Source organism: Fibrobacter sp. UBA3718, from assembly GCF_002371935.1.
Taxonomy (GTDB): domain Bacteria; phylum Fibrobacterota; class Fibrobacteria; order Fibrobacterales; family Fibrobacteraceae; genus Fibrobacter.
The window spans coordinates 1-24,724 of the sequence record NZ_DFHR01000015.1 but is presented as its reverse complement, the minus strand read 5'-3'; the positions used below and the strand labels follow the sequence as shown (position 1 = coordinate 24,724).

Annotated in this window: 20 protein-coding genes; 12 read left to right on the top strand and 8 right to left on the bottom strand. The window is 56.5% G+C overall.

The features are described from left to right. Positions 1–19 precede the first annotated feature (19 nt). The 11 genes from B4A77_RS06340 to B4A77_RS06290 all read left to right on the top strand — a co-directional run bounded on the left by B4A77_RS06340 (position 20) and on the right by B4A77_RS06290 (position 12,680). Positions 20–1,714, top strand: coding sequence for an HD domain-containing phosphohydrolase (locus B4A77_RS06340; RefSeq protein ID WP_349678383.1), 1,695 nt, complete (start codon positions 20–22; stop codon positions 1,712–1,714). Positions 1,715–1,717: 3 nt separating this feature from the next. Then, the gene (locus tag B4A77_RS06335; protein WP_290739286.1) at positions 1,718–3,439 is read left to right on the top strand and encodes an HD domain-containing phosphohydrolase; all 1,722 of its coding nucleotides are present in this window, start codon (positions 1,718–1,720) and stop codon (positions 3,437–3,439) included. Between the two features lie 41 nt (positions 3,440–3,480). Continuing rightward, entirely contained in the window at positions 3,481–5,220 is a 1,740-nt protein-coding gene (gene ispG, locus B4A77_RS06330) for a (E)-4-hydroxy-3-methylbut-2-enyl-diphosphate synthase (protein WP_290739284.1), read from the top strand. Between the two features lie 67 nt (positions 5,221–5,287). Then, positions 5,288–6,454, top strand: a complete 1,167-nt coding sequence (locus B4A77_RS06325) for a phosphoglycerate dehydrogenase (RefSeq protein ID WP_072810253.1) — start codon at positions 5,288–5,290, stop codon at positions 6,452–6,454. Between the two features lie 87 nt (positions 6,455–6,541). Further along, positions 6,542–7,486 carry a fibrobacter succinogenes major paralogous domain-containing protein gene (locus B4A77_RS06320; RefSeq protein WP_290739281.1) on the top strand — a complete coding sequence of 315 codons (945 nt, stop codon included), beginning with the start codon at positions 6,542–6,544 and terminating at the stop codon, positions 7,484–7,486. Positions 7,487–7,543: 57 nt separating this feature from the next. Continuing rightward, a complete protein-coding gene (locus B4A77_RS06315; protein WP_290739278.1) occupies positions 7,544–8,593 on the top strand; it encodes an NAD-dependent epimerase/dehydratase family protein in 1,050 nt (349 codons plus the stop codon). Positions 8,594–8,596: 3 nt separating this feature from the next. Beyond that, complete coding sequence (locus B4A77_RS06310; RefSeq protein ID WP_290739275.1) at positions 8,597–8,965, top strand: c-type cytochrome; 369 nt, start codon at positions 8,597–8,599, stop codon at positions 8,963–8,965. A gap of 12 nt (positions 8,966–8,977) precedes the next feature. Next, a complete protein-coding gene (locus B4A77_RS06305) occupies positions 8,978–9,589 on the top strand; it encodes a cytochrome c3 family protein (protein ID WP_290739272.1) in 612 nt (203 codons plus the stop codon). A gap of 3 nt (positions 9,590–9,592) precedes the next feature. Continuing rightward, positions 9,593–10,468: a 4Fe-4S dicluster domain-containing protein gene (locus tag B4A77_RS06300; protein WP_290739269.1), complete on the top strand. Its 876-nt coding sequence runs from the start codon at positions 9,593–9,595 to the stop codon at positions 10,466–10,468. Continuing rightward, positions 10,465–12,237 (top strand): c-type cytochrome, encoded by a 1,773-nt coding sequence (locus B4A77_RS06295; RefSeq protein ID WP_290739267.1) that lies wholly within the window; start codon positions 10,465–10,467, stop codon positions 12,235–12,237. The genes B4A77_RS06300 and B4A77_RS06295 overlap by 4 nt, the downstream gene beginning before the upstream one ends. After that, complete coding sequence (locus tag B4A77_RS06290; RefSeq protein WP_073115869.1) at positions 12,234–12,680, top strand: hypothetical protein; 447 nt, start codon at positions 12,234–12,236, stop codon at positions 12,678–12,680. Before B4A77_RS06295 ends, B4A77_RS06290 begins: the two co-directional genes overlap by 4 nt. 19 nt (positions 12,681–12,699) lie before the next feature. Here the strand turns inward: B4A77_RS06290 and B4A77_RS06285 are convergent, their stop codons facing one another. The 6 genes from B4A77_RS06285 to B4A77_RS06260 form a co-directional block, all read right to left on the bottom strand. Next, positions 12,700–13,293, bottom strand: coding sequence for an L-threonylcarbamoyladenylate synthase (locus B4A77_RS06285; RefSeq protein WP_290725921.1), 594 nt, complete (start codon positions 13,291–13,293; stop codon positions 12,700–12,702). 106 nt (positions 13,294–13,399) lie between these two features. Beyond that, positions 13,400–13,792, bottom strand: a complete 393-nt coding sequence (locus B4A77_RS06280; RefSeq protein WP_173366218.1) for a YraN family protein — start codon at positions 13,790–13,792, stop codon at positions 13,400–13,402. Then, positions 13,789–15,294 (bottom strand): serine/threonine-protein kinase, encoded by a 1,506-nt coding sequence (locus B4A77_RS06275; protein WP_173366219.1) that lies wholly within the window; start codon positions 15,292–15,294, stop codon positions 13,789–13,791. Before B4A77_RS06275 ends, B4A77_RS06280 begins: the two co-directional genes overlap by 4 nt. Further along, positions 15,291–17,366, bottom strand: coding sequence for an ATP-binding cassette domain-containing protein (locus tag B4A77_RS06270; protein ID WP_173381946.1), 2,076 nt, complete (start codon positions 17,364–17,366; stop codon positions 15,291–15,293). The genes B4A77_RS06275 and B4A77_RS06270 overlap by 4 nt, the downstream gene beginning before the upstream one ends. Before the next feature lie 17 nt (positions 17,367–17,383). Beyond that, positions 17,384–18,580, bottom strand: coding sequence for a pyridoxal phosphate-dependent aminotransferase (locus tag B4A77_RS06265; protein WP_173381947.1), 1,197 nt, complete (start codon positions 18,578–18,580; stop codon positions 17,384–17,386). Further along, entirely contained in the window at positions 18,577–20,883 is a 2,307-nt protein-coding gene (locus B4A77_RS06260; RefSeq protein ID WP_290739262.1) for an MMPL family transporter, read from the bottom strand. Before B4A77_RS06260 ends, B4A77_RS06265 begins: the two co-directional genes overlap by 4 nt. Positions 20,884–21,017: 134 nt before the next feature. Between B4A77_RS06260 and B4A77_RS06255 the strand changes: the two genes are divergently transcribed. Beyond that, entirely contained in the window at positions 21,018–22,511 is a 1,494-nt protein-coding gene (locus tag B4A77_RS06255) for a BamA/TamA family outer membrane protein (protein WP_173381949.1), read from the top strand. A 20-nt stretch (positions 22,512–22,531) separates the two neighbouring features. Here B4A77_RS06255 and ruvB read toward each other — a convergent pair whose 3' ends face one another. Together ruvB and ruvA are read right to left on the bottom strand one after the other, a co-directional pair. Then, positions 22,532–23,569 carry a Holliday junction branch migration DNA helicase RuvB gene (gene ruvB / locus B4A77_RS06250; RefSeq protein ID WP_173366224.1) on the bottom strand — a complete coding sequence of 346 codons (1,038 nt, stop codon included), beginning with the start codon at positions 23,567–23,569 and terminating at the stop codon, positions 22,532–22,534. A gap of 30 nt (positions 23,570–23,599) precedes the next feature. Next, positions 23,600–24,208, bottom strand: coding sequence for a Holliday junction branch migration protein RuvA (ruvA, locus tag B4A77_RS06245; protein ID WP_290739258.1), 609 nt, complete (start codon positions 24,206–24,208; stop codon positions 23,600–23,602). Positions 24,209–24,724 lie beyond the last annotated feature (516 nt).

Genomic DNA, 24,724 nt, shown 5'->3' with positions numbered 1-24,724 from the left:
TTTTGTAACAAGGATTGTGATGGGACCGTTCTTATTGACATTGGCGTTTGCTCTTTCGATAGTGAATTTCGCTGTCTTTCTGCTTTTATTCCGGAAGCAGCAGAACAATTACATGTTCTTTACGTTTGTCGCTATCGTCGTCAGCTGTTTCGGTCACTGGCTCCTGGGGTTCTCGGAATCGGTCGACGGGGCCATCCTTGCAAATAAGATAAATTACCTGGGCTCGGCGTTCTTGCCGATGCTCATGTTCTTTACGCTCGCGGAGGTTTGCCGGCTGAGGATTCATCCGGTGGTGCGGGTCCTTCTGATTGCCTTTAGTTGCTTTGTCCTTTTCCTCTCGTTTACAGTCGGCTACAGCCAGATATACTACAGGACGGTAGAGTTTGTCGTTCAGAGCGGGGCGGGCAACTACGTGGCGACATACGGCTGGGGTCACGATGTCTTCAATGCGATGATCCTGTTGTATGGGGTGCTCGATATCGGGGTGATTGTCCATGCCTGCCTTATGCGGAGGCTGGTCTCGCTCAAGAATATCTTTGCGATGTTTGCTCTACAGCTCGTGACGGTTTCGTCGTTCTTTGTTTCGAGGTACATGGAAAACGACATGCTCTGCATGCCCTTCGTGTATCTCGCCGACCAGTTCTTCTTGCTCTACATCAGCTTGAACGTAAAGTGGTACGACATCGCAAGGAGCGTGATGCAGTCGCTCGAAAAGGACAATACGAACGCGTTTGTCTCTTTCACGCCTGATGGCGAATACCTTGGCTGCAACGAGATTGCGCTTGCCTTTTTCCCGAAGCTTGCGGTGTGCCGCGTGGATGTGGCGATTCCCGACGAAAGCGAGATGGGGGCGGTGTTCAATCCGCTGCTCAAGCAGGTCGAAAGCGGAAAATCGCGGAATGCGTTCAAGTTCTGGTTCGGCAATCGTCATTTCAGGTGCTCGGCACGAACGATTCCTCTCTGGAACGTGATGCAGATTTGCCTTTTCCGCGTCGAGGATGATACGAGCGTTCAAATGTACGTGGACACGCTTGGCAAGAGTCATAACCAGCTGGTGAAGGTGGTCGAGCAGAATGCGCAGGCGGTGAGCGCAATCCAGGAACAGATGATTGTCGGCATGGCGAACATGGTCGAAAGCCGTGACGGCAATACGGGAGGCCATATCAAGCGCACGAGCCAGGTGATTCGCATACTGGCATCCGAGATGCGCAAGGACATGGCCTACGGGAGGATGGATTCTTTCTACGACGCGCTGATTTCTGCCGCTCCGATGCACGACCTCGGTAAAATAGCTATCGATGACGAAATCTTGCGCAAGCCCGGACGATTTACCGATGACGAATATGAGCAGATGAAGACCCATGCCGAGAAGGGTGCGGTGATAGTCGAAAACCTGCTGACAGGAATAGAGGACCCCTTCTTTGTGCAACTGTCGAAAAACGTGGCCCATTACCACCATGAGCGTTTTGACGGTACGGGCTACCCGCAAGGCTTGCGGGGCGAGGAGATTCCCGTGGAAGCGCGCATTATGGCGGTCGCGGATGTCTACGACGCGCTGGTGAGTAGCCGCTGCTACAAGGAAAGCATGTCGTATGACAAGGCGGGGGATATTATCCTCTCCGGGATGGGGACTCAGTTCGACCCTGTCCTCCAGAAATATTTTATTGACTGCGAACCAAAACTTCGCGATTACTACAGGACCGTGGAGCACTAGCGTATGGAAAACATGGTGATTTCTTACTTGGTGCTGATGTGCGTGGTCTCGTTCCTGAACCTGTTCGCGCTTGTGCTGTTGTATCGCAAACAGTTGAATTTCTATTTCGCGTCTATCTTTGTCTCGGTACTTGTTGCGAACGTCGGCTACTTGGCCGGGGCCCTTTCCGAGACGAGGGAGACGGTCATCATCGCGACCAAGCTTTGCTACCTGGGGTCCGTTTTCGTGCCGATGTTCGAGTATTTCATTATCCTCCGCATCTGCCGCTTCAGGTTCCCGGACTGGGGAAAGCTTTTGCTGGGGCTTTGTTCTGTAGCGATACTCGTGCTCGCTTGCACTATCGGATATAGCGATATCTATTACAAAACGGTCACCTACACGCACATGTACGGGGTGGGCTATTGCTCTTGCGAATATGGGCCGACGCATATCCTGTGGAACATAGTGCTGGTGTGCTACACGCTTGCTAATATCGTGACCATTAGCTATGCGGCGCGTACGCGGATCAACGTGAGCTACAAGAACCTGATTGCCATTGCGTGCATGACTCTGATTTCCATTATATCGTTCCTTGTTTCGAGAAAGGTCGGGAGCGATACGATGGTGGTGCCGACGGTGTTTGTCATTGACGAATTTATTCTCTTTTTCGTGTGCCTGCGCGTAAGGATGAGCGATATTTCGGATTCCGTCCTTGAATCGCTCGAGGCGGAGAACCAGAATGCCTATGTGGCGTTTTCGGACAAGGGAATCTACCTCGGGTGTAACGACATCGCCTTCAAGTTTTTCCCGGAACTTGGTGAATTCCGTGTGGATGAGACGATGCCCGAGGGGCTCGAAATCTCGAAGCATTTTGGCTCGCTGATGGAATCGTTCGTGAGGAAGGATTCCCCGAGCGACAGCTATTTCGCGTATGGACGGCGCAACTTCAGGGTGTGCGTGCGGAAGGTCGCCCGCAACAAGATTTCGCATATCGTGCTGTTCCGCATCGAGGATGAGACCAAGCTGCAGCGCTATATCAAGAAACTCGATACGCACAACACGAAACTCAAGGACGTTATCAAGGATAACGACAGGCATATCCACGCCATCCAGGAGCAGATGATTGTGGGCATGGCGAAGATGGTCGAAAGTCGCGACAGCAATACGGGCGGCCACATCATGCGCTCGAGTGCGGTCGCGGGAATCCTTGCCGAAGAACTTCGGAAGGATGATGGCTTTGGGCGCACGAAGGAATATTACGACGCGCTGATTGCGGCGGCGCCGATGCACGACCTCGGGAAGATTGCGATTGACGACAAGATCCTGCGCAAGCCCGGCAGCTTTACGCCCGAAGAATTCGAGGTGATGAAGACCCATGCCGAGAAGGGGGCCGCCATCGTGGAGAACCTGCTTGCCGAAATCGAGGAGCCCTTCTTTGTGGAAATTGCGAAGAACGTGGCGTGCTTCCACCACGAGCGTTTTGACGGAAGCGGTTACCCGTACGGGCTCTTTGGTGCGAACATCCCGTTCGAGGCGCGCGTCATGGCGATTGCGGATGTCTACGATGCGTTGGTGAGCAAGCGCTGCTACAAGGAGCAGATGTCCTTTGAGGATGCTTACAATTTGATTATAGATTCGATGGGGACGCATTTTGATCCGAGGCTCAAGGCAAGTTTTGTCGCGTGCCGCGAAAAACTCGAGAACTATTACAGGAATAGCCCCGGCTGGGAGTCCAACGAAAAGTAAAAATAGCCCGCTTTGGCTTTTAATTTTCTATCTTTGTGCGCATGACAAAGTTTAGCGAATTCCCATACGTTGCCGACCGCTTCAACGCCGTCCGCAGGGAAACTGTACAAGTCCGCGTTGGCGAGGCTTTGATAGGGGGCAACGCCCCCATTTTAGTTCAGTCCATGACCACCACCAAGCCGAAAGACGTCGAGAAGACGGTGGCCGAGACGCTTGCGCTCGCCAAGGTGGGCTGTGGCCTGGTTCGCATTACCGCTCCGACATTTGCAGATGCTGCCGCACTCGAGGAAGTGATGAAACAGGTGCGTGCCGCCGGCTGCACGGTGCCGGTTTCCGCCGACATCCACTTCCAGCCGAAGGCCGCGTTCGAGGCGCTCAAGTGGGTCGAGAAGGTCCGCATCAATCCGGGTAACTTCGTTGACACAGGCATTTTGACGCTGGACCAGCAGACGGACAAGTCTTTTGAAGAAGGCAAGGAAAAGGTTGCCGAGGCTTTCACTCCGTTTGTGCAGGAGGCCAAGCGCTTGGGACGCGCCATCCGCATCGGTGTTAACCACGGCTCGCTCTCTGCCCGCATGATTTACCGCTACGGCGATACGGTGGAAGGCATGGTGGAAAGCGCCATGGAATACCTGGCCGTGTGCGAAGCCGAGCATTTTGACCAAGTTGTTTTAAGTTTGAAGAGCAGCAACCCGCGCGTGGCGATTGCCGCCTACCGCATGCTCGCTGCCCGCATCAAGCAGGAAGGCTTCAAGCCGTACCCGTTCCACGTGGGTGTCACGGAAGCGGGCGCGGGTGCCGACGGACGCTTGAAGTCTGCGGCCGGCATCGGCGCCTTGTTGCTTGACGGTCTCGCCGACACCATTCGCGTATCACTCACCGAAGATCCTGTGGCCGAAGTCCCGGTGGCGCAGGAGCTTATCAAGGCCTGCGCTTTGCCTGCTGCGCCGACGGCATACAACGTGCCGGTTCTCGAGAAGGACCCGTACCATTACGAGCGCCGCGCGACTTCTGTCGTGAATGTTTCCGGCGTGGAAATTGGTGGCAATAGTCCGGTGAAGGTCGGCGTGAAGGCCGATGCGATTGCACTTACCGGCGAACGCCGCAACGCGGAATTTGCGCTGCCGAGTTTGGATGCCGCCCCCGTGGTACAGTTCAAGGACGCGATAGACATCGCGGGGTTCGCCGCGAATCCGGCGAGCGTGCCCGCAGGTTCCGTGTTCTGCTATACCGGCGCCGAGATGGTCGCTGGCGTGCGCGCCCTTGCTGCCGCATTGGATGCGGCAGGTCGCCAAGACCCGATTTTGCTTTACGCCAAAATTGGTGACTCCGAAAAGGAAACACTCCGCGTGTCCGCCGATATCGGTAGCTTGGTAACCGACGGTCTTGGCGACGCCGTCGTTATCGACGGCTACAAGGGCGCGAAGGAAAGCGTTCTCCTTGCATTCGACATTTTGCAGGCCGCCTACTGCCGCCGCAGCAAGACGAACTTTATCAGCTGCCCGAGCTGCGGCCGCACACTCTACGACATTCAGCAAGTCATGGGCAAGATCAAGGCCCGCTTTGGTCACCTCTCCGACATTTCCATCGGCATCATGGGCTGCATCGTGAACGGCCCGGGCGAGATGGCGGACGCCGACTTCGGCTACGTGGGCGGTGGCCCCGGCCGCATTACGCTCTTCGAAGGCAAGACGGCTGTCAAGAAGAACATCCCCGAAGAAGACGCCATCGAGGAACTGGTGAACCTTATTAAAGAAAGAGGTCGCTGGCAGGAACCTTAAGAAGATCCCCGCCTTCGCGGGGATGACACAGAAGAAAAGATTTTAAACATTAACAAAGGACATAAAAATGGCAACTATTAAGACGATGAACAACATTTCCAAGAAAGGCTTGAGCCTGTTTGGCTCGTTCTACCAGGTTTCCGACTCCGTCGAGAATCCGGATGCCATCTTGGTGCGTTCCGCCCAGGTTGATACAGACAACTTTGACGGCCTGCTGGCTGTCGCCCGCGCCGGCGCCGGCGTGAACAACATCACTATCGACAAGGCTTCCGCGAAGGGCATCTGCGTGTTCAACACGCCGGGTGCAAACGCCAACGCCGTTGCCGAACTCGTGATGACCGTGCTCGGCATGGCCGTCCGTAACGTGGACAAGGCCGCTGCTTGGGTCAAGAACCTCGACACCACCGACCCGGACCTCGCGAAGACCGTTGAAAGCGGCAAGAAGAAGTTCGCCGGCATGGAACTCGCAGGCAAGACCCTCGGCGTGATTGGCCTCGGCAAGATCGGCGTGCTCGTCGCCAACTATGCCCGTTGGAAGAACATGCGCGTCATCGCTTACGAACCGTATCCGAACGCCGCCAACATGCACGAACTTTCCAACAAGGTGGAAATCGCCGACCTCGACACCGTGATTGCGAAGTCCGACTTCCTCACCGTACACGTTCCGTTCATCAAGGGCGTTACCGAGAACTTGCTCAACCGCAAGAACCTCGCCGGTTTCAAGGGCAGCTACATCATGAACTTCGCCCGCGGTGGCATTGTGGAAATGGCCCCGGTTAACGAGATGCTCGCCTCCGGTTCCCTCCAGGGCTACCTCTGCGACTTCCCGGACGCCGACCTCATCAAGAACGACAAGGTGACCTGCTTCCCGCACCTCGGCGCCTCCACCGAAGAAGCCGAAGAAAACTGCGCTGTGATGGCAGTCGAAGAATTGAAGGACTACATCGAATTCGGTTGCGTTCGCAATTCCGTGAACTTCCCGGCCCTCGTCGATCACCCGCATGCCGGCGTCAAGAGCCGCGTCGTGGTCATCAACCAGGATGTTCCGAACATGATTTCCGAAATCACGAAGGTGTTCGGCGCCGAAGGCATCAACATTGCCAGCTTCAGCAACAAGAGCAACGGCAAAATCGGTTACAACCTCGTTGACGTCGAAAGCAAGGTGGATGACTCCATCATCGAGAAGCTCTCCAAGCTCGACAAGGTCATCAAGGTCCGCGTGATCCACTTCTAAGGACTTCCCCTTTAGAAAATTAGCCTCCGCATTGTGGAGGCTTTTTGCTATTTTAGGCAGAAAGGCAATAATTAGGAGGAAATTTCCATGAAAAACTTTTTCATTGTATCCGCTCTTGCGCTGAGCGCGTTTCTTGTCGCCTGTGGCGATGACGATTCGTTCTCTCCGCGTCCGAGGGACATCTCTGACGAGGAAGAGCTCGAATCGAGTTCATCGTTGGTCTCTAGTTCGTCTGTAAGGTCAAGTTCGTCCATATCGTCGAGCTCCGCAAGGTCGAGTTCTTCGCTATCCTCCAGTTCGTCTCTACGTTCCAGCTCGTCCGTCTCGTCTAGTTCATCTGCCGCGTCCAGCAGTTCGGTGGTGTCCTCCAGTTCTCAAGCGAAGCTCACGGATGAGAGCGTGTACGATTCGACGGCCAACACCCTAACGGATTTGCGCGACAATAAGGTCTACAGGACCACGACCATCGGTGATCAGGTCTGGATGGCGGAGAACCTGAACTATGTGTACTTGAAACCGACGGCCACCGAGGATTCTTCAAGCTTCTGCTACAAGGATTCCGTTAAATACTGCGATACTTACGGCCGCCTGTACTTCTGGAGCGCTGCCGTGGATAGTCTGGGTCTGTTCAGCGCGGACTGCAAGGATTGTGGCGATGGAAAAGAATGTAACCCCGAAGAACCCATCCGTGGCTTGTGCCCCAAGGGCTGGCATCTGCCCAGCAAGGCGGAATTCCAGACCTTGTTGGATGAAGTGGGTGGCAAGGCTATCGCGGGAAAAAAGCTGAAGGCTACCAGCGGCTGGAAAGACGGTGCCAACGGTGACGATGAATTTGGCTTCTCGTCGCTGGGTGGCGGAAAAATGTACATGGACGCCTTTTTTAACGGATTCGGCACTGACGACGTTTTCTGGGGCACGACGGAGAATTCAGCCGTCGGTGTCTATGGCCTGTTTATCGATGATGATGACAGCGCGATGATAGGCAATGTCTATAAAGACGGCGGGTCTCCCATCCGTTGTCTGAAGGACTAGCGTGCTTCTGGCATGAGAAATTTTTCTAGCTTTTCCGCAGAAAAAAGGATAGTCCCTATGAAGATTCTTGTGACAGGTGCGGCGGGCTTTATCGCCTCGAAGATCATGGCGATGCTTTCGGCCCGCGGGGACGAGGTTGTCGGGCTTGACAACATCAACGACTATTACGATGTGCGCCTCAAGTACGGGCGCCTGTGGGAAAACGGTTTCCGTACTCCCGAGGGTGGGCTGCTCGACAATCTGCCTTTCGGTTATATGCTCCAGAGCGATACTCTTTCCGGTGCGCGTTTTATCCGCATGGATCTCGCCGACAGGGAATCTATCGACAAACTCTTTGCGACCGAGAAGTTCGACAAGGTGGTGAATCTCGCGGCACAGGCGGGCGTGCGCTATTCCATCACGAACCCGTATGCCTACATGCAGAGCAACATGGTCGGCTTCCTCAACATTCTCGAGGCTTGCCGCCACAACCAGGTAAAGCACCTGCTCTATGCTTCTTCCAGTTCTGTTTATGGCTTGAACGCGAAGGTCCCGTACAGCGAAGAAGACAATGTCGACAGGCCTATTAGTTTGTATGCGGTAAGCAAGAAAAGCAACGAACTGATGGCGCATTCCTATGCGAAACTTTACGGCATCCCGATGACGGGACTGCGCTACTTTACGGTCTATGGCCCGTGGGGGAGGCCCGACATGAGCCCTATGCTGTTTGCCCGCGCCATATCGAAGGGCGAGCCCATCAAGGTGTTCAACAACGGCGACATGATTCGCGACTTCACCTACATCGACGACATCGCCGAGGGTAGCGTGCATGCGCTCGACCACATGCCTGTCGCGGAAAAGTGCCCGAACGGCGTTCCGTACAAAGTATACAACATCGGCTGCAGCCACCCGGTGAAACTGATGGACTTTATCGCCGAAATCGAGAGCGCGTACGGCGAGCCCGCGAAGAAGGAATTTTTGCCGATGCAGCCGGGCGACGTTTACCAGACGAACGCCGACACCACGAAGCTCGAGGCGGAATGCGGCTACAAGCCCCACTGGAGCCTGCACGACGGCATCGCCGAGTTCATGAAGTGGTACAAGAGCGACAAGAATCCACTGAGGTAGATGATGCGCGGTTCACGGGCGGTTGTTGCGGTACTGTTGCTTGTCTGTGCGCTTTTTGCGGCGGACGTCTTTGTGCTGCCTGCCGTAACGCCCGAACTCAAGGCGAAGGCTTTGGAATACTATAACAACGAATGCAAGGGCTGCCACCGCTGGGCGCGCAAGTTCGCGGCCCCGCCCATGAAGGATAACGTGGCGCAGTATGCGCAGAATCCCGAGGCCCTGGTGCAGTACCTGATGAAACCGGAGCCCAAGCACCCCGACCAGTGGGATCCGATGGAAATTGCGCCCATGAGCGAAGCCGACGCGAAGATGATGGCGTCGTGGCTGCTGTATATTCTGGAGCACCCGGACGACCCCGGAAGGCCTAAGTAGCAGGAGTTGTTGTTGAAGTATTGGATGGGTGGCATTTTTGCGGTCGTGTGCGCGTTCTTTCTGGCGGATTTCCTCTTTTGCCAGAAGGCGACTCCTGTGCGAGTGGGTGCCGATGCGGGCGGCCCGAATTCGATAGCCTTTTTGCACGAACTTCACGGCGAAAACATCGGGCTCGATTGCAGCCACTGCCATACGGGTGCTGTTTCCGGGGCGCGCGCATATATGCCCGCAAAGGCGGATTGCATGGATTGCCACCGCCTGCCGCTCACCGAAAATCCCGGAATCGAGAAGCTGGATTCGGCGCTGGCCGCCGCTCCGGCATACCCCTGGAAGCACGAGTCCGCGTTGCCGGGGCACGTGGTGTTCCACCACGGGGTACACGCGGCCGCCGGGGTGGAGTGCGCGGACTGTCACCGCAATTTCGCGGGCGGTTCCGGCGCGAAAGCAAAATCTGTCGCGCCCCTTTCCACGGGCGCGACCGGAGCTCAGCCCGGCGCTGGGGCCGACGTGTACGGCGGCGAGAACTTCAGCATGCAGATGTGCATCGCCTGCCACAGGGGCGAAACGTTCAAACAGAAGAATTTCAGGCGGGCGGCCACGTACTGCGCCGCGTGCCACAGGTAGTTTATGGATAGGCGCGAGTTCTTGAAAATCCTTTCGGCGACGGTGGCGGGTTTTGCGCTGTTCGGGTGCCGCGACGGCTTGCTCGGCGACATGCCGGTCAAGGGCGCGCGCCTCAAGCTTGCTGACTTCGAGAACGAGGTGAAACTCGCCCTCTCGAAGATGAAGCCCGGTATGGAACTCGTGCGCGTGCCGATGCCCGCAGCGCTCAAGACTCCCGGTGCCTCGCAGGAGAACCGTTTTGGCATGGCTATCGACCTGGATGCTTGCGATGCCTGCGGCAAGTGCGTGCTTGCCTGCATCCAGGAGAACAACATCCCGCTTAGTGCTCCCGAGCGTGCGAACCGCGGGCAGTTCATGCACTGGATAGAGATGTGCGGCGGTGCGCCCGCGATGTGCTTCCACTGCGGGGATGCCCCCTGCGAGAAAGTCTGCCCGACGGGGGCCGCGAACCACACTCCCGATGGCGTCTCTGCGATGATGTACAAGCGCTGTACCGGGAGCCGCTTCTGCGGGGCGAACTGCCCCGTGCATGCCCGCAAGTTCAATTTCGATGACCCTGTGGCTTCGGGCCGTTCGCTCAAGTTTAACGCTGGCGTTCCCGTGCGCGAGAAGGGCGTGATGGAAAAATGCTCGCTGTGCCTGCAGCGCCTGCAGGATGCGCGCCACGACTTCAAGGCGCTACATCCGGGAGAAAGTTTCCGCGGGCGCGGCGTGACCACCGCCTGTGCCGCCGCCTGCCCCAAGAACGCGATTATATTCGGCAACTGGCTCGACGAAGGTTCCCCGCTGGTAAGGGCCGCGAAGAACCGCGTGCTCTATGCCCCGAAGGCTATTGCGGCGCTTGACCCGGCTATCGTCTACATGAGGGGGCGTCGTTGATTTTCCGCATCCTCCTATATGCGGGGCTTGCGCTCCTGTTGCCCGGCCTTGCCGCGCTAGGGTATTCCCTCTGGGAAGGCCCTGCCGTGTGGTCGCTGGACGCGCATACCTTCTGGGGGACACCCATAAGCCTGTTCGTTTTCTGGATAGGCATCGCCCATGCGGGTACGCTCATTTCGGCGATTCTTCTGGCGCTAGGTGTGCCGCTCGATCGTCGCACCTCGATGCTTGCCGAACTCACGACTCTCTGCGCGCTCGTGGTCGCCGCGATATACCCGCTCATGCATCTCGGTGTGGTGGAAAACTTCTATATGGTCATCCCGTTCCTGGATGCGCGCGGCAACTTCGCTAATGTGGGCTCCCCGCTGGTTTGGGACTTCTGTTGCATCGCCATCTATGCGCTGCTCTCGCTCGTGTTTTTCGCGATTCACCTGTTTGCGGATAGGTCGCAGGCGCTGGAAGATGTGCGCCGCCCGATGGCATGGCTACTCTTCCCGCTGGTGCTCTGGGTGCACACGATTGTGAGTCTCGATTTTGCGGTGACGTTCGTGCCTGAGTGGCGCGGGGCGTTTTTCCCGCTGTACTTTATCGCGGGCGCCATCTATTCGGGCCTTGCGATGGTGAACGTGCTGCTTGTCGCGGAAGGCTGCCGCGTGCGCCTGCTCGAAAAGCTCATGATGGTCGGCTCCTTCGTGATGCTCGTATTCTGGGCTTGGAACTTTGCGCTCAAGGGGGACTGGAACTTCTCGGTGTTCGCGTTCGGGGCGCTGTTACCGCAGCTCTGGTGGGTGTCTGCCGTGCGCGTGAGCCCGTTCGGGCGGCTTGCGGTTTCGCTCTCGGTGCTGCTCGGGCTATGGCTGGAACGCTTCTATCTGGTAATGCCCGCCGAACCGCGCGGCTTTGGGTATGTCGATGCGGGCCTTGTCGCTTTTTCCATCGGGTTGTTTACAACGTTGCTTGTGATTTTGCGTGTAAAGTTGCGTAAGCCCATCGAGGGCGGGGAACTTCTTTTCGGCGAACTGGAAGAGGCTTCTGCGCCGGTTGTGGAACCCCATACGGAACCGCTCACGAGCCGCGAGTTTATCGTGTTGCGCTTCCCGTTGTTGCTGGGCGTGCTCGTGGCGCTTGTCTACACGCTCTGGGCGGTGTCGCAGCCCGTGTTCGATACGGTGGCGGTCGCTATCCCGAACGTTGCCCCGCTATTCTACCCGATTGTGGCGCTGGTGGCCGCTATTGCCCTATGCATACGCCCGGTATGGCAAGCGGTTTCGGCGCACAATGCAGATGGATGCGGTTCCCGTTACCTGAAAATCGCATTTGCTATATGTGTACTTATGTTTGCATTTTTTGCGGGAGTGTTTTATGCGGGCGGTTCGTCTGCGTCCTCGAAATTCACGAGCTATGCGCAGGTCCCGGGGGAGGCGGACGGTGGCGCGTTTGATACGCTGCGGACGCGCGCGGTATGGAACGCGCGATGCAGCGGATGTCACGGGACGGACGGCAAGTTCAACGCGAAGTTTGTCCGCGAGTTCTACCCGGTTCCGCAAAAGTTGACTGCGGCTCGTCTCGATTCCCTCGGGGAGGATTCCCTGGTACACGTGATTATGTACGGGCGCACGAACATGAACCCGTATGGTGACCGCATTACCGAGGCTGAAGCCCGCGCCCTCGTGCGATACATGCGCTCGCTTGCCCCGGCGGACATCCCGGTGCCCGAGATAAAAGATTCTGCACCCGAGATAAAAGAGTCAGCGGAGGTGGTCCCATGATCCCGCTGATGAACGCTGTTGCCTGCCTCCTCGCGCTCGCCATGGCCCAGTTCTTCTGGCGCCGCCCCATCCGCCTGTTCAAGGAGGCGTTCTTCTTGCTTGCCGCCGTAGTCGTGTTCTGCGTCTACGCCTACTTCTCGGGTGACATGAACGACCCTGCGATGGAATCTTACCCCTTCCGCATGTTCGCGCTGGCCCTGTGCTTCTCTACGACGGCCCTGCCCGTCAAGCGCCGCCGTTACCTGCTCATGGCTCAGGTCATGTGGTTCTGGGTCGAGTTCTTCGGCTCCGTGTCGCTGTTCTACCACGGCTTCGACATGCCGTGGACACGCCTCTTGGCAATCGCCGTCTCCGTGTTTGGCTCCACGTTCCTCTCGCGCATCTCGCAGGGCATGGAGTTCGCCCTGATGGCTTACTGGATTGCCGTCTGGGTGTTTTTCTAGTTGATTTTGCTCTGGGTGCCTACGGGTCGAGCAACTCGCCGCGGATGACTTCGACGTTCCCGCCGATGAGGCTTATTATGTTCGTCGGGTTAATCTCAATGGGGCCGCAGTCGACCATCATTTCGACGGAGTGTTCGAAGGTCTTCCAGATTTCGTCGGGCTCGAAGATGTCCTCTTCGCTGAGTTTCGCCGCCGTGCTGAGGATGGGCTTGTCGAAATGCTGGAAGAGTTCCTTGAAAAACGGGTGCGTGGGCATGCGGATGCCGATTTCGGGACGCTTCACGTCGAGCCGGCGGGCAATGTGCGGGTCGGCGGGCAGAATGAAGGTGTAGGGCCCGGGCACGCGCGGCTTCATGATGTTGAACGCGAAGTTGTCGATGCGGGCATATTCGGTCGCGCTGCGTATGTCGGGTACGATGAGCGCCATGAAGAACTTCTTCATAGGCTTCTTGAGGGCGTAAAGCTTGTGGATTGCCTTCGGGGATTCTGCATTGCAGCCGATGGCGTATCCCGATTCGGTAGGGTAGAGCACCAGCGCGTCGTCTTCGAGGGCGGCTGCGGCGAGTTTCACGATTCTCGCCTGCGGGTTGTCTGGATGTACTTCAAAACGCATGGCGATAATATAAAAATATGGCTGGATTTTGCATCGTCATCCTCGCGACTTGTGCTGAGTTTTGTCGAAGCAAGGCGAGGATCTTTAGGGCGGATAGTTTATCTCGCTAGCACTGCGGAATCACTTGGGTGCCTTCGAAAGCGTTCTTGATGTGTGCGAATTGCACGGGCGTCTGGTACATGCGCGCGGTGAGGACGTCGAAACGGCATGGCTGGTCAAAGCCCCTGGGCGCTTCTTCGCGGTGTGTGTGCAAAAAGTGGCACGCCGTCTGCCAGATTTTCCGTTGCTTCTGCACGTTCACGCGTGCGGCGGGATTCCCTTCGCCGGTTTTCCATACGGATTTTACCTCTACGAAAACAATCGTTTCGCCCTGCTTTGCAACGATGTCGAGTTCGCCGCCGCGATAGGCGTAGTTACGGGCGAGGACACGGTACCCTTCTCGCAAGAGGTACGCGGAGGCGTGTGTCTCGACGAGGTTTCCTTTGGATTTGCTGTTCAATGGAGCTCCATGCCGAGCAGGCGCATTTCAGAAATGGCGAAGTCCTTGTTTTCGGCGTCGTAGGCTTCGTCGAGGTAAATCTTGATTTCGCTGGTTTCCATCGCCTGGATTTTCGGATACTGCATGCCCTTGATGTTTTCAAGCGTCACCTTCTGCTTGAAGCCTTCCTTGGTCTCGAAGGTGAGCGTCTTCGGCTTCTTGAAGATGCGGAAGCGGTCGCCGAATGGGTCGTCGACCGATTTCTGGTAACCTACGGCAAATCCGACGTGCGTGATGAGCGTGATATTGTCGAAGAACAGCGTGAGTACCGGGTTCTGCGGCTTGGCAGGCATGGCGTTGAGCCAGGCCGTCTTGAGGTCGCCATCGGTGAGGTTGTCGATGGGGTAGCCACCCGAGATGTCGGCTTCGATGGCTGCGGTCTCGTGGTTGCCCATCGCATCGTCCCATTCAATCTCCGTAAGCATCCTCTCGGGCTTGTGCGTGAGCATCAGGAGAACGAGGAGCAGGATGATGAGCGGGAACAGCGAGATGGCAAGCGCGGTTAAACGCCTGCGGATGACGCGTACGTGCGATGGGAGGCGGGTGGCCGCTTCGGCAATCGAGGCGGGACCGTGCCGCAGCAGGGAGCCCTTCTTGCCGATCTTTACGCTTCCGTGCGTTTCTTTTTGCGGGAAAACCTGGTCGCATTCATCGAGGAATTCCTGCATGTCGTGGAAGCGTTCGTTGAGCTTTTTCTTAAGGCACTTGAGGATGAGCTCGGAGAGTCCCGGTGGCATGTCGGGGCGGAACTGTTTGGGATCCGGGGGAGGTTCCTGAACGTGCTTGAGCGCAATTTCTACGGGTCGGCTTCCGTTGAAGGGGAGTCTTCCGCAGGTCATTTCGTACAAGATAACGCCCATGCTGTAGATGTCCGACTGGAGCGTCACTTCGTCTCCGTGACATTGCTCGGGGCTCATGTATTCCGGCGTACCCATGGTAACGCCCGTCTTGGTGAGCCTATCCTTTTCCATCTCCTGGATGTACGAAATCCCGAAATCCATCACGTAGACACGGTTGTCGCGCGTGAGCATGATGTTCGAGGGCTTTACGTCGCGGTGGACGATGCCCTTGCTGTGGGCGTAGAGGAGCCCGCGCGCAATCTGGCGGATGATGACCTCGATGGCGTCGAACGGCAGCTTGCTTTGCTTCTGCAATACGTCCGAAAGCGAGAATCCCTGCACGTAGGTCATCGCGATGAACAGCTGGTTGTTCTGCTTTCCGAAGTCGAATACGTGGACGATGTTCTGGTGGTCCAGTTCCTTCATCGCCTGCGCTTCCAGGTAGAACCTCTGGATGGCTTCTTCGTCGGCGGAGGCGTCGAGAATCTTGAAGGCGACTTCGCGCTTGAGCTTTTTGTCGAGGGCTTTGTAGACAAGTCCCATGCCGCCTTTGCCGAGGGTGCCGATAAGGTCGTAGTTCTCGTTGAAGGGCCTGGGAAAATTCTGTGATGCAGGTTCTGTCATTTTGCTTTCTTGGACCGGTAAAGAATCGTTGCGGTAATTATACAAAATAATGCGGCGAGGAGTAGGGCCGCTCCTTTGTTCCAAACGTCATCGGGATGTTCGAGCAGCGTGTTCAGCAGCGAACTTTGGCTATAGCGTGACCAGACGATGTAGGAAAGCCATTTGCCCACCTGTTGCATTTGGTCGAAGGGAACCAGGGCCCCGGCGAGCGCCACTTGCGGGATGATGAGGAGCGGCAAGAAGGCGTTCGCTTGTCCCGAATTGCGCGATAGTGAGCTCACGAGAAGCCCGATGGCGATGGCGGGAGTTGTTGCCGTAACGGCGATTGCCAGGAGCTCGGGAATGTCGTGGTGGATGGGAATGCGGTAGGCGATAAAGGCGTATACAATGACGGTCTGCAGGATGGATACAATCGTGGGGAGGATGAATTTGGCGGAGAGGTAGGGAAGTATGCGGGCCCCCTTGCGGAATTCGCCCTTGATTGTATTTTTTTCCTGAACGATTTCGCGGATGGAAAGCGATAGCGAGAACCAGTTCGCGCAGAGCACGATGGCGAATGCGACTGTCCAGAGCGAGGATGTCCGCGAGAAAATTTGCGAAAAGAGAAAGCCGATGATGAAGGGCTGCAAAAGAAGTGCGGCTAGCTTCCCCTTGTCACGAACCCATTGGCGAAGCATGAGCGCCATGTTGTAGAATAGCGAACCCTTGTGCCGTTGCTTGGTGAAGTAGTAGTGGCTTAGGTTGTTCGAAACCGTGTCCTTGCTGATGATTCCTGATTTTTGCCAAATCGAAGATGAATCCGTAGAGAGGTTCGAGAGGATTTCGTCAGGATTGCTTGTCTTGAAGAACTGGTATGCTCCTTGCGGGCTGCCGTAGAAGCACTGTTCGCCTTGATGGATGACGAGCACTTTGTTCGCAATGCGGAGCGCCTCGTAACTGTGCGTGGTGAGGATAATTGTGTGCCCGAGAAAGGCGAGCTGCTTCAGGTGCGAACACAGGATGCGGGAGTTGAATGGGTCGAGACCCGAAAGCGGCTCGTCGAGGATGATGAGACCTGGGCTTCCCATGAGTTCCGCTGCGAGGGCGACGCGGCGTATCTCGCCGCCGCTGAGCGTCCTGATGCGGCTCTGCCGCCTGCCGCTCAGCCCGAAAAGTTCGCAGAACTTTTCGAGTCGCCCGTCCGCGCTTTCGCGAAAGTCCTTTGCGTCAAGCGTAATGCGGGCGCCATGGCGGAGCGTTTCGTCGACGGTCAGGTCGCTGCGGAGTGGCGGATCCTGTTCGAGAATGGCGATGCGTTCGCGAATCTGGCTGTGGCGGTAGTCGACGCCGCCTATGGTGACTTCGCTTCTTTCGCCCTTGCGGTAGGTGCCTTCGAAGAGTTTCAGTAGGCTTGATTTTCCCTGTCCCGAGCGTCCGATGATGGCGAGGATTTCGCCGGCGGGGAGGTCGAAGTCGATACCCGACAAGAGCTGCTTCTTCCCCGCGTATACGTCGAGGTCCCGGACGTGCAATTCGAACCCTGCTCCCGCTTTTCGCATGAAGAGCTTCCCATCCCTGACGCTCATTTCCGTCTGGTCGAATCGGATTCCTTCGCCGGGGCGGAGCCCTATTTTTTTCCTGCTCTTGCCTTCCTCGTCTATGATGGGGTGCTGGAAACGGATTTCGGCGCCGTCTCCGTCCTTGCGCACTTGGATGGGTTTTGTCGAACCGTCCTCGCCTAGATCCACCATGCAGAATTTGTCTTCGAGCGGTTGCTCCTGGACTTCGTCGTTGATGTCGTAAAGCAGGAGGGAAAGTTTGTCTTCCTTGATGTCGACCCTCAGCCTCTTGACCCCGATTCCGATGATGTCGCCGTCGTGAAGTTCGCTTTCGTTTATCTGGGCTTCGTTCAGGAGGGTGAAACTGTTTTCGGTAAGGCTGCGGATTTTCCAGACGGTTCCGTTCGGACCTTGCTTTCGTTCAATGACGGCATGTTCCCTGGATACAAAACGCTCCGAGAAGCGGAGGTCGCTTCCTTCTCTGCGCCCGATGGTGAAGGGCTTGCTTGTATCTGGCGTAATGATTCTGAACATGGCCGCTTACCGCCGCATTACTTGAGCTCTTTGATTCCGTTCTCGAATCTTTCGCAGGCTTTTGCCAACGTCTCGTCGCTTGCCGCATACGAGAACCGCACGCAGCTGTCGTCTCCGAAGGCGGCTCCCGGCACGATGGCGAGTCCCTGTGTCTCGAGCAGGTATTTGCAGAAGTCAATCGAACTGTTTACGGCTGCACCTGCGGGAGTTTTTTTGCCGTAGAGCTTTGCGACGGGCGCGAACAGGTAGAATGCGCCTTCGGGCGCGGAGATGCTTTCGCCGAGGATTCTCGAAACCTGCGATACCATGAAGTCGCGCCTCCTGCGGAATGCCGCGCGCATCTTATCCACTTCGCCCATGCCCATGCGGAGAGCTTCGAGGGCTGCATATTGCGCGATGTTGCTCGGGTGGTGTGTTGCCTGTCCCTGAATTTTGCCGATTATCTTTGCAATCGGAGCGGGGGCGGCGTCGTATCCGATTCTCCAGCCCGTCATGCAGTGCGATTTCGAGAACCCGTTCACGACGATGGTTCGTTCGGCCATCCCGTCGAAACTCGCAATGCTTGCGAACTGTGCGCCATAGACGAAGTATTCATAAACCTCGTCGGAGATGCAGTAGATGTCGTTCTTGACGATGACTTTAGCGAGGCCGGCGAGTTCTTCGTGCGAATACACGCTTCCGGTCGGGTTGCAGGGGTTGTTGATGAGGATCGCCTTCGTCTTTTCGGTGATGGCGCTCTGCAACTGCTCCGCGGTCATCTTGAATTTGTTCCCGATGGTGGTCGGCACGAACTTGGGAACGCCGCCGAGCCACTTCACGAGTTCGGGGTAGGTGACCCAGTAGGGGGCGGGAATGATGATTTCGTCGCCCGGGTTTACGAGGGCCGCGAGTGAATTGAACACGGCGTGCTTCGCACCGCTAGTCATGATGATCTGTTCGGGAGCGTAGTCGAGGCCGTTGTCGCGCTTGAGCTTGTTGCAGACTTCCTTGCGCACCTCGAGAATCCCGACGGGGGCGGTATAGCGCGTCTTGCCATCGGTAATCGCCCTGGTGGCGGCATCGCAGATGGGCCTTGGAGTCGGAAAGTCGGGTTCGCCCGCGCCGAGGCTGACCACATCCTTGCCTTCGGCGATCATTTGCTTGGCGAGCGTATCGATGGCGACAGTGAGCGATGCTGCGATATTTTCTGTTCGTGTCGAAAGGGGACGTGTCATTTTGACTCTTTCTTCTTTTTCCAGATTCGGTAGTTGTCGAGGATTCCGGCAATCAGCGGGAAGGTGGTGAACTGTGCAAGCGCAATGCAGGCGAGCCCCAGTAGCAAGACCTGGCCGATGCTGCGGAGTCCGGGATGGGATGATATGATAAGGCTGAAGGAGGCGATGAACGATGCCGCCTGGCTCAGGAGGATGCCGAAGAACTTTGTCTGGAGGACCGTGATGGCTGTCCCTGCCTGTTTCGTGTAGAAGGCGCTCCAGAGCTGCAGCGAACCGTCGACGCTAGCCCCGATGATGAGGGGGAATGCGAGCGAACTGTAGAACGAAAGCTCGATGCCGAGCAGCCTAATGAGGATCAGCAGCCAGCTTATGGCGAATACCGAGGGGAGGAGGGTGAATATGGCCCTGCTGAATCGGTTGTAGAACATGAGCAGGAAGAACCATACGAGGAAACTTCCAATCCAGAGGGTCTTGTCCAGGTTTTTGAGGATGAGGTCGAGGACGGTTGCGCGGACGACGGGTTCCCCGGTCATCAGGATACCTTCCTTTTCCGGGCCCCTGATCTTGTCGAGGTTCTCGTTCAGCCTGCGGCACGCGAGTCCGTCGTCTGGATCGATATTGTGGAAAATGAAAGAGAAAACGCCGCGGTTCCCGTTCTTGTCGCTGAACTTGACTTTCACGTTGTCGGGCAGGTCCTCGTCGTCGACCTTCCTGTTCGAAAGCGCCTCGGCCATAAAGTCGTAGGCTTTCTTCTGCTTTTCGTCGAGATCCTTGACGTCGATTCCTTTCGCGAAAGCCTCCAGCGTGTCGAGTTTCTGTTCGCGAGAAACGCTTGCGTGCGGAACAGTCTTGGCGAGCGTGTACATCTTCTGGACGTTCGGGATGGCGCCTTTCTTCTTTAGCTGCTCGAAGTTGCGGTAGAGCTCCGTGCTTGCCTCTGCGCTTGTTGTCTCGACGATGATGGGGTCGTATTGCGGGAATCCGGTCTGGGCGAGGAGGGAATCGGCCGTGCCGGTTGTCTTCTTGATTTCGGTCTTGCTGAAATCGTAGAAGAACTTGAGATTTGACCCTCCGTAGACAAGGCATACGAGGCTAATGATAGACACGATGGCGATGAGGACGACATTGAGCCTATGGGGGAGAAGCGTCACTTTGTGCGAGGACGGATTTATTTTGAATGAGTTGACCGAAAACGGACGGCTCTTCTGGAATACGCGCAGGAGGGCGGTGGCGACAAGGAGGGTGACCATCCAGTTGATGAGTGTCCCGAGGCTCCCTAGGATGGCAAGTTCCTGCAGCCCGGGAAGCGGCACGAACATCATGCATGCAAAGAGGGAGGCCATGATGCACGAGGATGCGCATGTGGAGGGGCCGATGCCGAGAATAGCGCTCTCGATGCAGAGTTGCGGGCTCAGGTTGCGGGCGCGTTCTTCGAAATAGCGCTTGTAGACGTGGTTCACTATCTGGCATGCCTGGCCCGGCAGGATGATGGCGAGGAGCAGGGTGTATAGGTTGATTCTCCCGTAGAGGAGCGATGCGAGGGCGAGCGTGTAGACGATTGGGAGCGCCGTCGCCACCGACGAGATAAATATCAGCTGCGGCTGCCTGTAAAAATTCACGACAAAGAGGAGCAGGATGATGAGGGCGGTAAGTCCGCCCGCTAGCTGGGCTTCGGGAAGGAGCGTCCGTCCGCGGCGGATTGTCTCGAAAACCTTTCCGGTAAAGTAGGATTGCACGTCGCCGCCCTGGATGATTGCGGAGAGGTAGGTGCTGGTCTGCGACAGGAGTTCGCGGCTTGCCTTGAGGTCCGTTAGCGGGTGCGTGGGGTATATCTCTACAACCCGGATGGTGCCGTCGGGATTCGAGTGGCTGCGGTTCATGATTCTCGCGTATTTTTCCTGGAGGTCGTTCACGCGGAATTCGATTTCCTTTTCCGTGGAGGAATCGAGGCCGGCGTCCAGGTCGACGTAGAACGGGTTATTCCTGCTGATGAACTTGTCCCGTATGGGGCGGATGCGGTTGATGGTGGAATCGAGGTCGCTCTCGTCGATATAGAGAAGGCAGTGCCGCGTGTAGTAGTCGGTGTCGGTTTCGAAATCCACGAAGTGGACCAGCGGATCCTTGCGCAACATCTGCGCTAGACTTTTCGCGGTGGTGTAGTTCTGGAGGCTGTCCTTGGAATGCAGGACGACAATGAGGCTCCCGAGCCCGCCGAAGTCGCTTTCGATACGCTTGTAGTCGTTGTTGGACTCGTCGCTGAAGGAGAGCGTGTCCTGCAACTGGAGGTCCCACCGCAGGTTCATGATGGGAAACGCCGAAAGAATGGCGAAAATGGTCCCGAAAAGCAAAACGGCTACAGGAAATCGTGTAAGTCTTCTGGTTATTTTGCTGATTAGGGAAAACATCGGCTATAATATAATTATAAATTAGGGTTGAGATGATTCGCTTGCGGCTTTGCATAATCGCCTTTGCCCTTGCGCTGGCCACATCCGCCTTTGCCGAGGCGGATTCTGTGGCCGTTGCCGACTCGATGGCGCACGGTCCCGATTCTTCGGCTACAGTCGAAGAATCCTCCTCGTCGTGGAAACGTTTTTTCACCTGGCCTTTCGAACATATCATCCAGCCGGTGCTGAACGCGGCGGTCTATCCGATAGCGCAACCCCTGCATTACGCGTTCGACAACGGGGTCATCGAGACGGCTGTCGACCTGATTACGTTTGGCGAGAAACGGAACATTCTGCTTTATCCCATAATGAACCTTAAACCCGGCAATTCCACGATGCTAGGGTTGACCTACCGCCACAGGAGCCTGTTCTTTGGCAAGGATTACCTAGTCCTTTCGCCGCAGTATTTCGCGAACGGCGATTTCTTCGTCGACCTGCGCTACACGAAGCACGAACTTTTCGGGACCGACTTGTTTGGGGGCATTCGGCTTCGTAAGTTCTGGGACCGCGACGGGTTCTTTGTCTATCCGGGGACGCGAGAGGACTTTGTCATGCCGGATTCCTCATTCACCATCGACTTGCAGGCGGGCATACCCCTTACGAGCGATGGCCGTTGGAGTCTCGAGCTGCTGGGCACGGTGGATATCGTGGACCGTAGCCTTCCGGGAAATTCGCAGGACAGCATCCTTGTCAGCCGTGATTTTTCCATCGACGACCGCGGCCTTTACCAGTCGTTCCTGATGTTCCCTGTCGGGCTCTCGGTCTTGTTCGACAATCTCGATTTTCCCTTCGCGCCTTCGCGGGGGAGCCGCATGCAGCTGCTGGCCCGTTACTTTTTTGTTGGAAAATACAGCGGGATATCCTTCGATAATGCGGAGGAGCCGGGAAATCGGCCGACAAGGTTTGATTTCGATGATAACGGCATGAACCACGACTTCGTGCGGACGGAATTCGTGTTCCAGCATTATTTCTATTTTGGCAAAGCGCAAAAGTTCCACCTGACAAAAAAAGAGGCGCGACAGAATCGGCGCTTTTACATGGACTTCAACTGGAATGACGCCCTTCGCATGTGGCGGCCCGACAATGTCCGTGAAACCCTGTTCGAAAGGAGGGTGATAGCGCTTCAGTTCAGGATGATAGACAGTTGGGAAATAGAGGAGGGGGGAGCCCCGTTCAAGCTGTATTCTCTCGTCGGGCCGAGGTTTCCGCTGCGAGGGTTCCAGGATTACTATGCGGCCCAGCATGTCATGAGCCTGAGCATGGAATACCGCTGGCCTATCGATTATTATGTGGACGGCGTCCTGTTCAACGAGTATGCGATGTTTTCGCCGACATTCAAGGACTGGTCGGTTCACCGTCTCAACAATTCCTGGGGGTTCGGCGTCCGCGTCCGCAAGCCGGACATGTACTGGTTCCGCGTGCAGCTTGGTTTTCACGGGCTCCATGGCGTGAACCTGGTGATGACCATCGCGCCCGAATTCAAGTAGGGGCATGGCCCCCGCGTCGCCTAGAAAAGTTCAATCTGGTCGCTTGGTACTTGTTTCTGCGGAATATCGCGGTGGAGCATGGCGTAGGCGTTGCGCGTGGCGATTCTCCCTCGCTGGGTTCGGGAAAGGAGACCTTTCTGGATGAGGTACGGCTCGTAGACTTCTTCTAGCGTGTCGGGCTCTTCGCCCATCGCGGCCCCGATGGTTGTTATGCCGACTGGCCCGCCGTCGAACTTGTCGATAATGAGCCCGAGGATCTTCCGGTCGGTAGGGTCGAGCCCCTCGGTGTCGATTCCGAGCATCTGCAGTGTGCGCTGGGCGGCTTCGAGGTCGATCGTCCCGTTCCCGCGTACCTGGGCCACGTCGCGGCAACGGCGCAGCACCCTGTTCGCGATGCGGGGCGTCCCGCGGCAACGTCCGCCGAGCAGCCTTGCGGCGTCCTCCTCGAGCCCGACGCCCAGGATCCGCGCGCTCCGGATAAGGATTTTGACGATGTCGTCCTCGTTGTAGAGTTCCAGCCGGTACTGGAGGCCGAATCGGTCGCGGAGAGGACCCGTGAGCATGCCGCTGCGAGTGGTTGCTCCGACGAGGGTGAAGTGCTTGAGCGGGAGGTTGACGCTACGCGCCGTCGGTCCCGAATCGAGCATGATGTCGAGCCTGTAGTCTTCCATGGCGGGGTAGAGGTATTCCTCGACCACGCGGTTCAGCCGGTGGATCTCGTCGATAAAGAGGACGTCGTTCTCCTGCAGGCTTGTCAGGAGGCCGGCCAGGTCGCTAGCCTTGTCGAGGACGGGGCCGCTCGTGATGTGGATGTTGACGCCCATTTCCTTCGCGATGATTCCTGCGAGGGTCGTTTTGCCGAGACCCGGAGGGCCGGCGAAAAGGCAGTGGTCGAGCGAATCGCCGCGGTGTTTCGCCGCTTCGATGGCGATGGAAAGACTTTCCTTGATGTCTCCTTGTCCCGTGAATTCCGCGAGGCTGGGAGGCCTGAGCGTACGATCCACGTCGTCGCCTTCACCGATTCTTTTTTCGGGCGAAATAATCCGCTGGTCGTCCATGAAAAAACATTCCTCGTTTGTGGTTTGCGATCAAAGATACTTCAAAGCTTCGGGTATGAGGGTCGCCGCATCGGCGGAATCCCCGAGAATTTCGGCCGCCTTGACAACGGCTCTCTCTGCCGCAGGGTCTTTTACGCCGAGAGTGTGAAGGGCGAGGACCGCCTCCATCTTCGCGCCGGTAAGGACGCCCATGCCGGTAATGCCCGAGCCTTCGACATCGCCGAGCGCCTGTAGCATCGACCCCGCCTTGTCCTTGAGGGTGAGGACCATCTGCTCGCAGGTCTTTTTGCCGAGACCCTTGATTTTGCCGAGGGCGCTTTTGTTGTCGCTTGCCACCATGTTCAGGAGGTCGGCTGGCGAGACTCCGCTCAGGATGCGCTGTGCGAGCTTTGGCCCCACGCCGTTCACGTCGATGAGCATCAGGAACGTGTCCTTTTCGGTCCTGTCCGCAAAGCCGAAGAGCGTCATGGAGTCTTCGCGGACCACGAGATTCGTGTGGAGAGTCACCTCGGAGCCTTCTTCGGGCAACTTGCCGGCCGTGTAGGCTGAAATGTTTACTCCGTAACCGACACCGTTCACATCAACGATGACGAAGGTGGGGGATTTTTCGATAAGGATTCCGCGAATGCGCTCAATCATAAAAACTCCGAATATGCACTTTTGTGCTACTGCACAAATATATACTAATTCATGGGCTCTGTCAAGTCATTCCGTATTTTTTTACAAGGCTGCGGGTTAACTGCATTCTGGCTGTATGTTGGCTGCGGTTTCGGGGGCGGGCTAATTGGCCAAAATAGCCTAAAAACAGCATTTCTGGGGCAAATTTGCAGGTTTCGAGGGGCTGACGGATTGGGAAAGTTTTGCTAGCCCAGGGTTGGCGTATAAAATGACTTGACAGAGCCTATAAGACTTCATCTGCCACTCTTACTGGTTCTGAAACTCGTAAAGTGACTATAAGCCCTTATGGTATTACATTCTATAAAATCAACAGCAATCAAGATGGATGGGAACGATTAAATAGCATTGTTCCAAATGGTTAAAAAATCGCCTTTCATTTTGTCTCATGAAAGGCGATTTTTTGTCTCACAATAACCGCGCCGTTATATTCGCGCTTTAAACTGCCCCGGCTAATGATGTGAACCCCGAAAGTTGGAC

What these genes read in the sequence shown, in the direction of transcription:
- B4A77_RS06260 (WP_290739262.1), bottom strand. Translation starts at nt 20,883, where the DNA reads ATGAACCTGCGGTGGGACCTCCAGTTGCAGGACACGCTCTCCTTCAGC.
- B4A77_RS06315 (WP_290739278.1), top strand. Translation starts at nt 7,544, where the DNA reads ATGAAGATTCTTGTGACAGGTGCGGCGGGCTTTATCGCCTCGAAGATC.
- ruvA (WP_290739258.1), bottom strand. Translation starts at nt 24,208, where the DNA reads ATGATTGAGCGCATTCGCGGAATCCTTATCGAAAAATCCCCCACCTTC.
- B4A77_RS06310 (WP_290739275.1), top strand. Translation starts at nt 8,597, where the DNA reads ATGCGCGGTTCACGGGCGGTTGTTGCGGTACTGTTGCTTGTCTGTGCG.
- B4A77_RS06265 (WP_173381947.1), bottom strand. Translation starts at nt 18,580, where the DNA reads ATGACACGTCCCCTTTCGACACGAACAGAAAATATCGCAGCATCGCTC.
- B4A77_RS06255 (WP_173381949.1), top strand. Translation starts at nt 21,018, where the DNA reads ATGATTCGCTTGCGGCTTTGCATAATCGCCTTTGCCCTTGCGCTGGCC.
- B4A77_RS06320 (WP_290739281.1), top strand. Translation starts at nt 6,542, where the DNA reads ATGAAAAACTTTTTCATTGTATCCGCTCTTGCGCTGAGCGCGTTTCTT.
- B4A77_RS06285 (WP_290725921.1), bottom strand. Translation starts at nt 13,293, where the DNA reads ATGCGTTTTGAAGTACATCCAGACAACCCGCAGGCGAGAATCGTGAAA.
- ispG (WP_290739284.1), top strand. Translation starts at nt 3,481, where the DNA reads ATGACAAAGTTTAGCGAATTCCCATACGTTGCCGACCGCTTCAACGCC.
- B4A77_RS06275 (WP_173366219.1), bottom strand. Translation starts at nt 15,294, where the DNA reads ATGACAGAACCTGCATCACAGAATTTTCCCAGGCCCTTCAACGAGAAC.
- B4A77_RS06335 (WP_290739286.1), top strand. Translation starts at nt 1,718, where the DNA reads ATGGAAAACATGGTGATTTCTTACTTGGTGCTGATGTGCGTGGTCTCG.
- B4A77_RS06290 (WP_073115869.1), top strand. Translation starts at nt 12,234, where the DNA reads ATGATCCCGCTGATGAACGCTGTTGCCTGCCTCCTCGCGCTCGCCATG.
- B4A77_RS06325 (WP_072810253.1), top strand. Translation starts at nt 5,288, where the DNA reads ATGGCAACTATTAAGACGATGAACAACATTTCCAAGAAAGGCTTGAGC.
- ruvB (WP_173366224.1), bottom strand. Translation starts at nt 23,569, where the DNA reads ATGGACGACCAGCGGATTATTTCGCCCGAAAAAAGAATCGGTGAAGGC.
- B4A77_RS06270 (WP_173381946.1), bottom strand. Translation starts at nt 17,366, where the DNA reads ATGTTCAGAATCATTACGCCAGATACAAGCAAGCCCTTCACCATCGGG.
- B4A77_RS06300 (WP_290739269.1), top strand. Translation starts at nt 9,593, where the DNA reads ATGGATAGGCGCGAGTTCTTGAAAATCCTTTCGGCGACGGTGGCGGGT.
- B4A77_RS06340 (WP_349678383.1), top strand. Translation starts at nt 20, where the DNA reads ATGGGACCGTTCTTATTGACATTGGCGTTTGCTCTTTCGATAGTGAAT.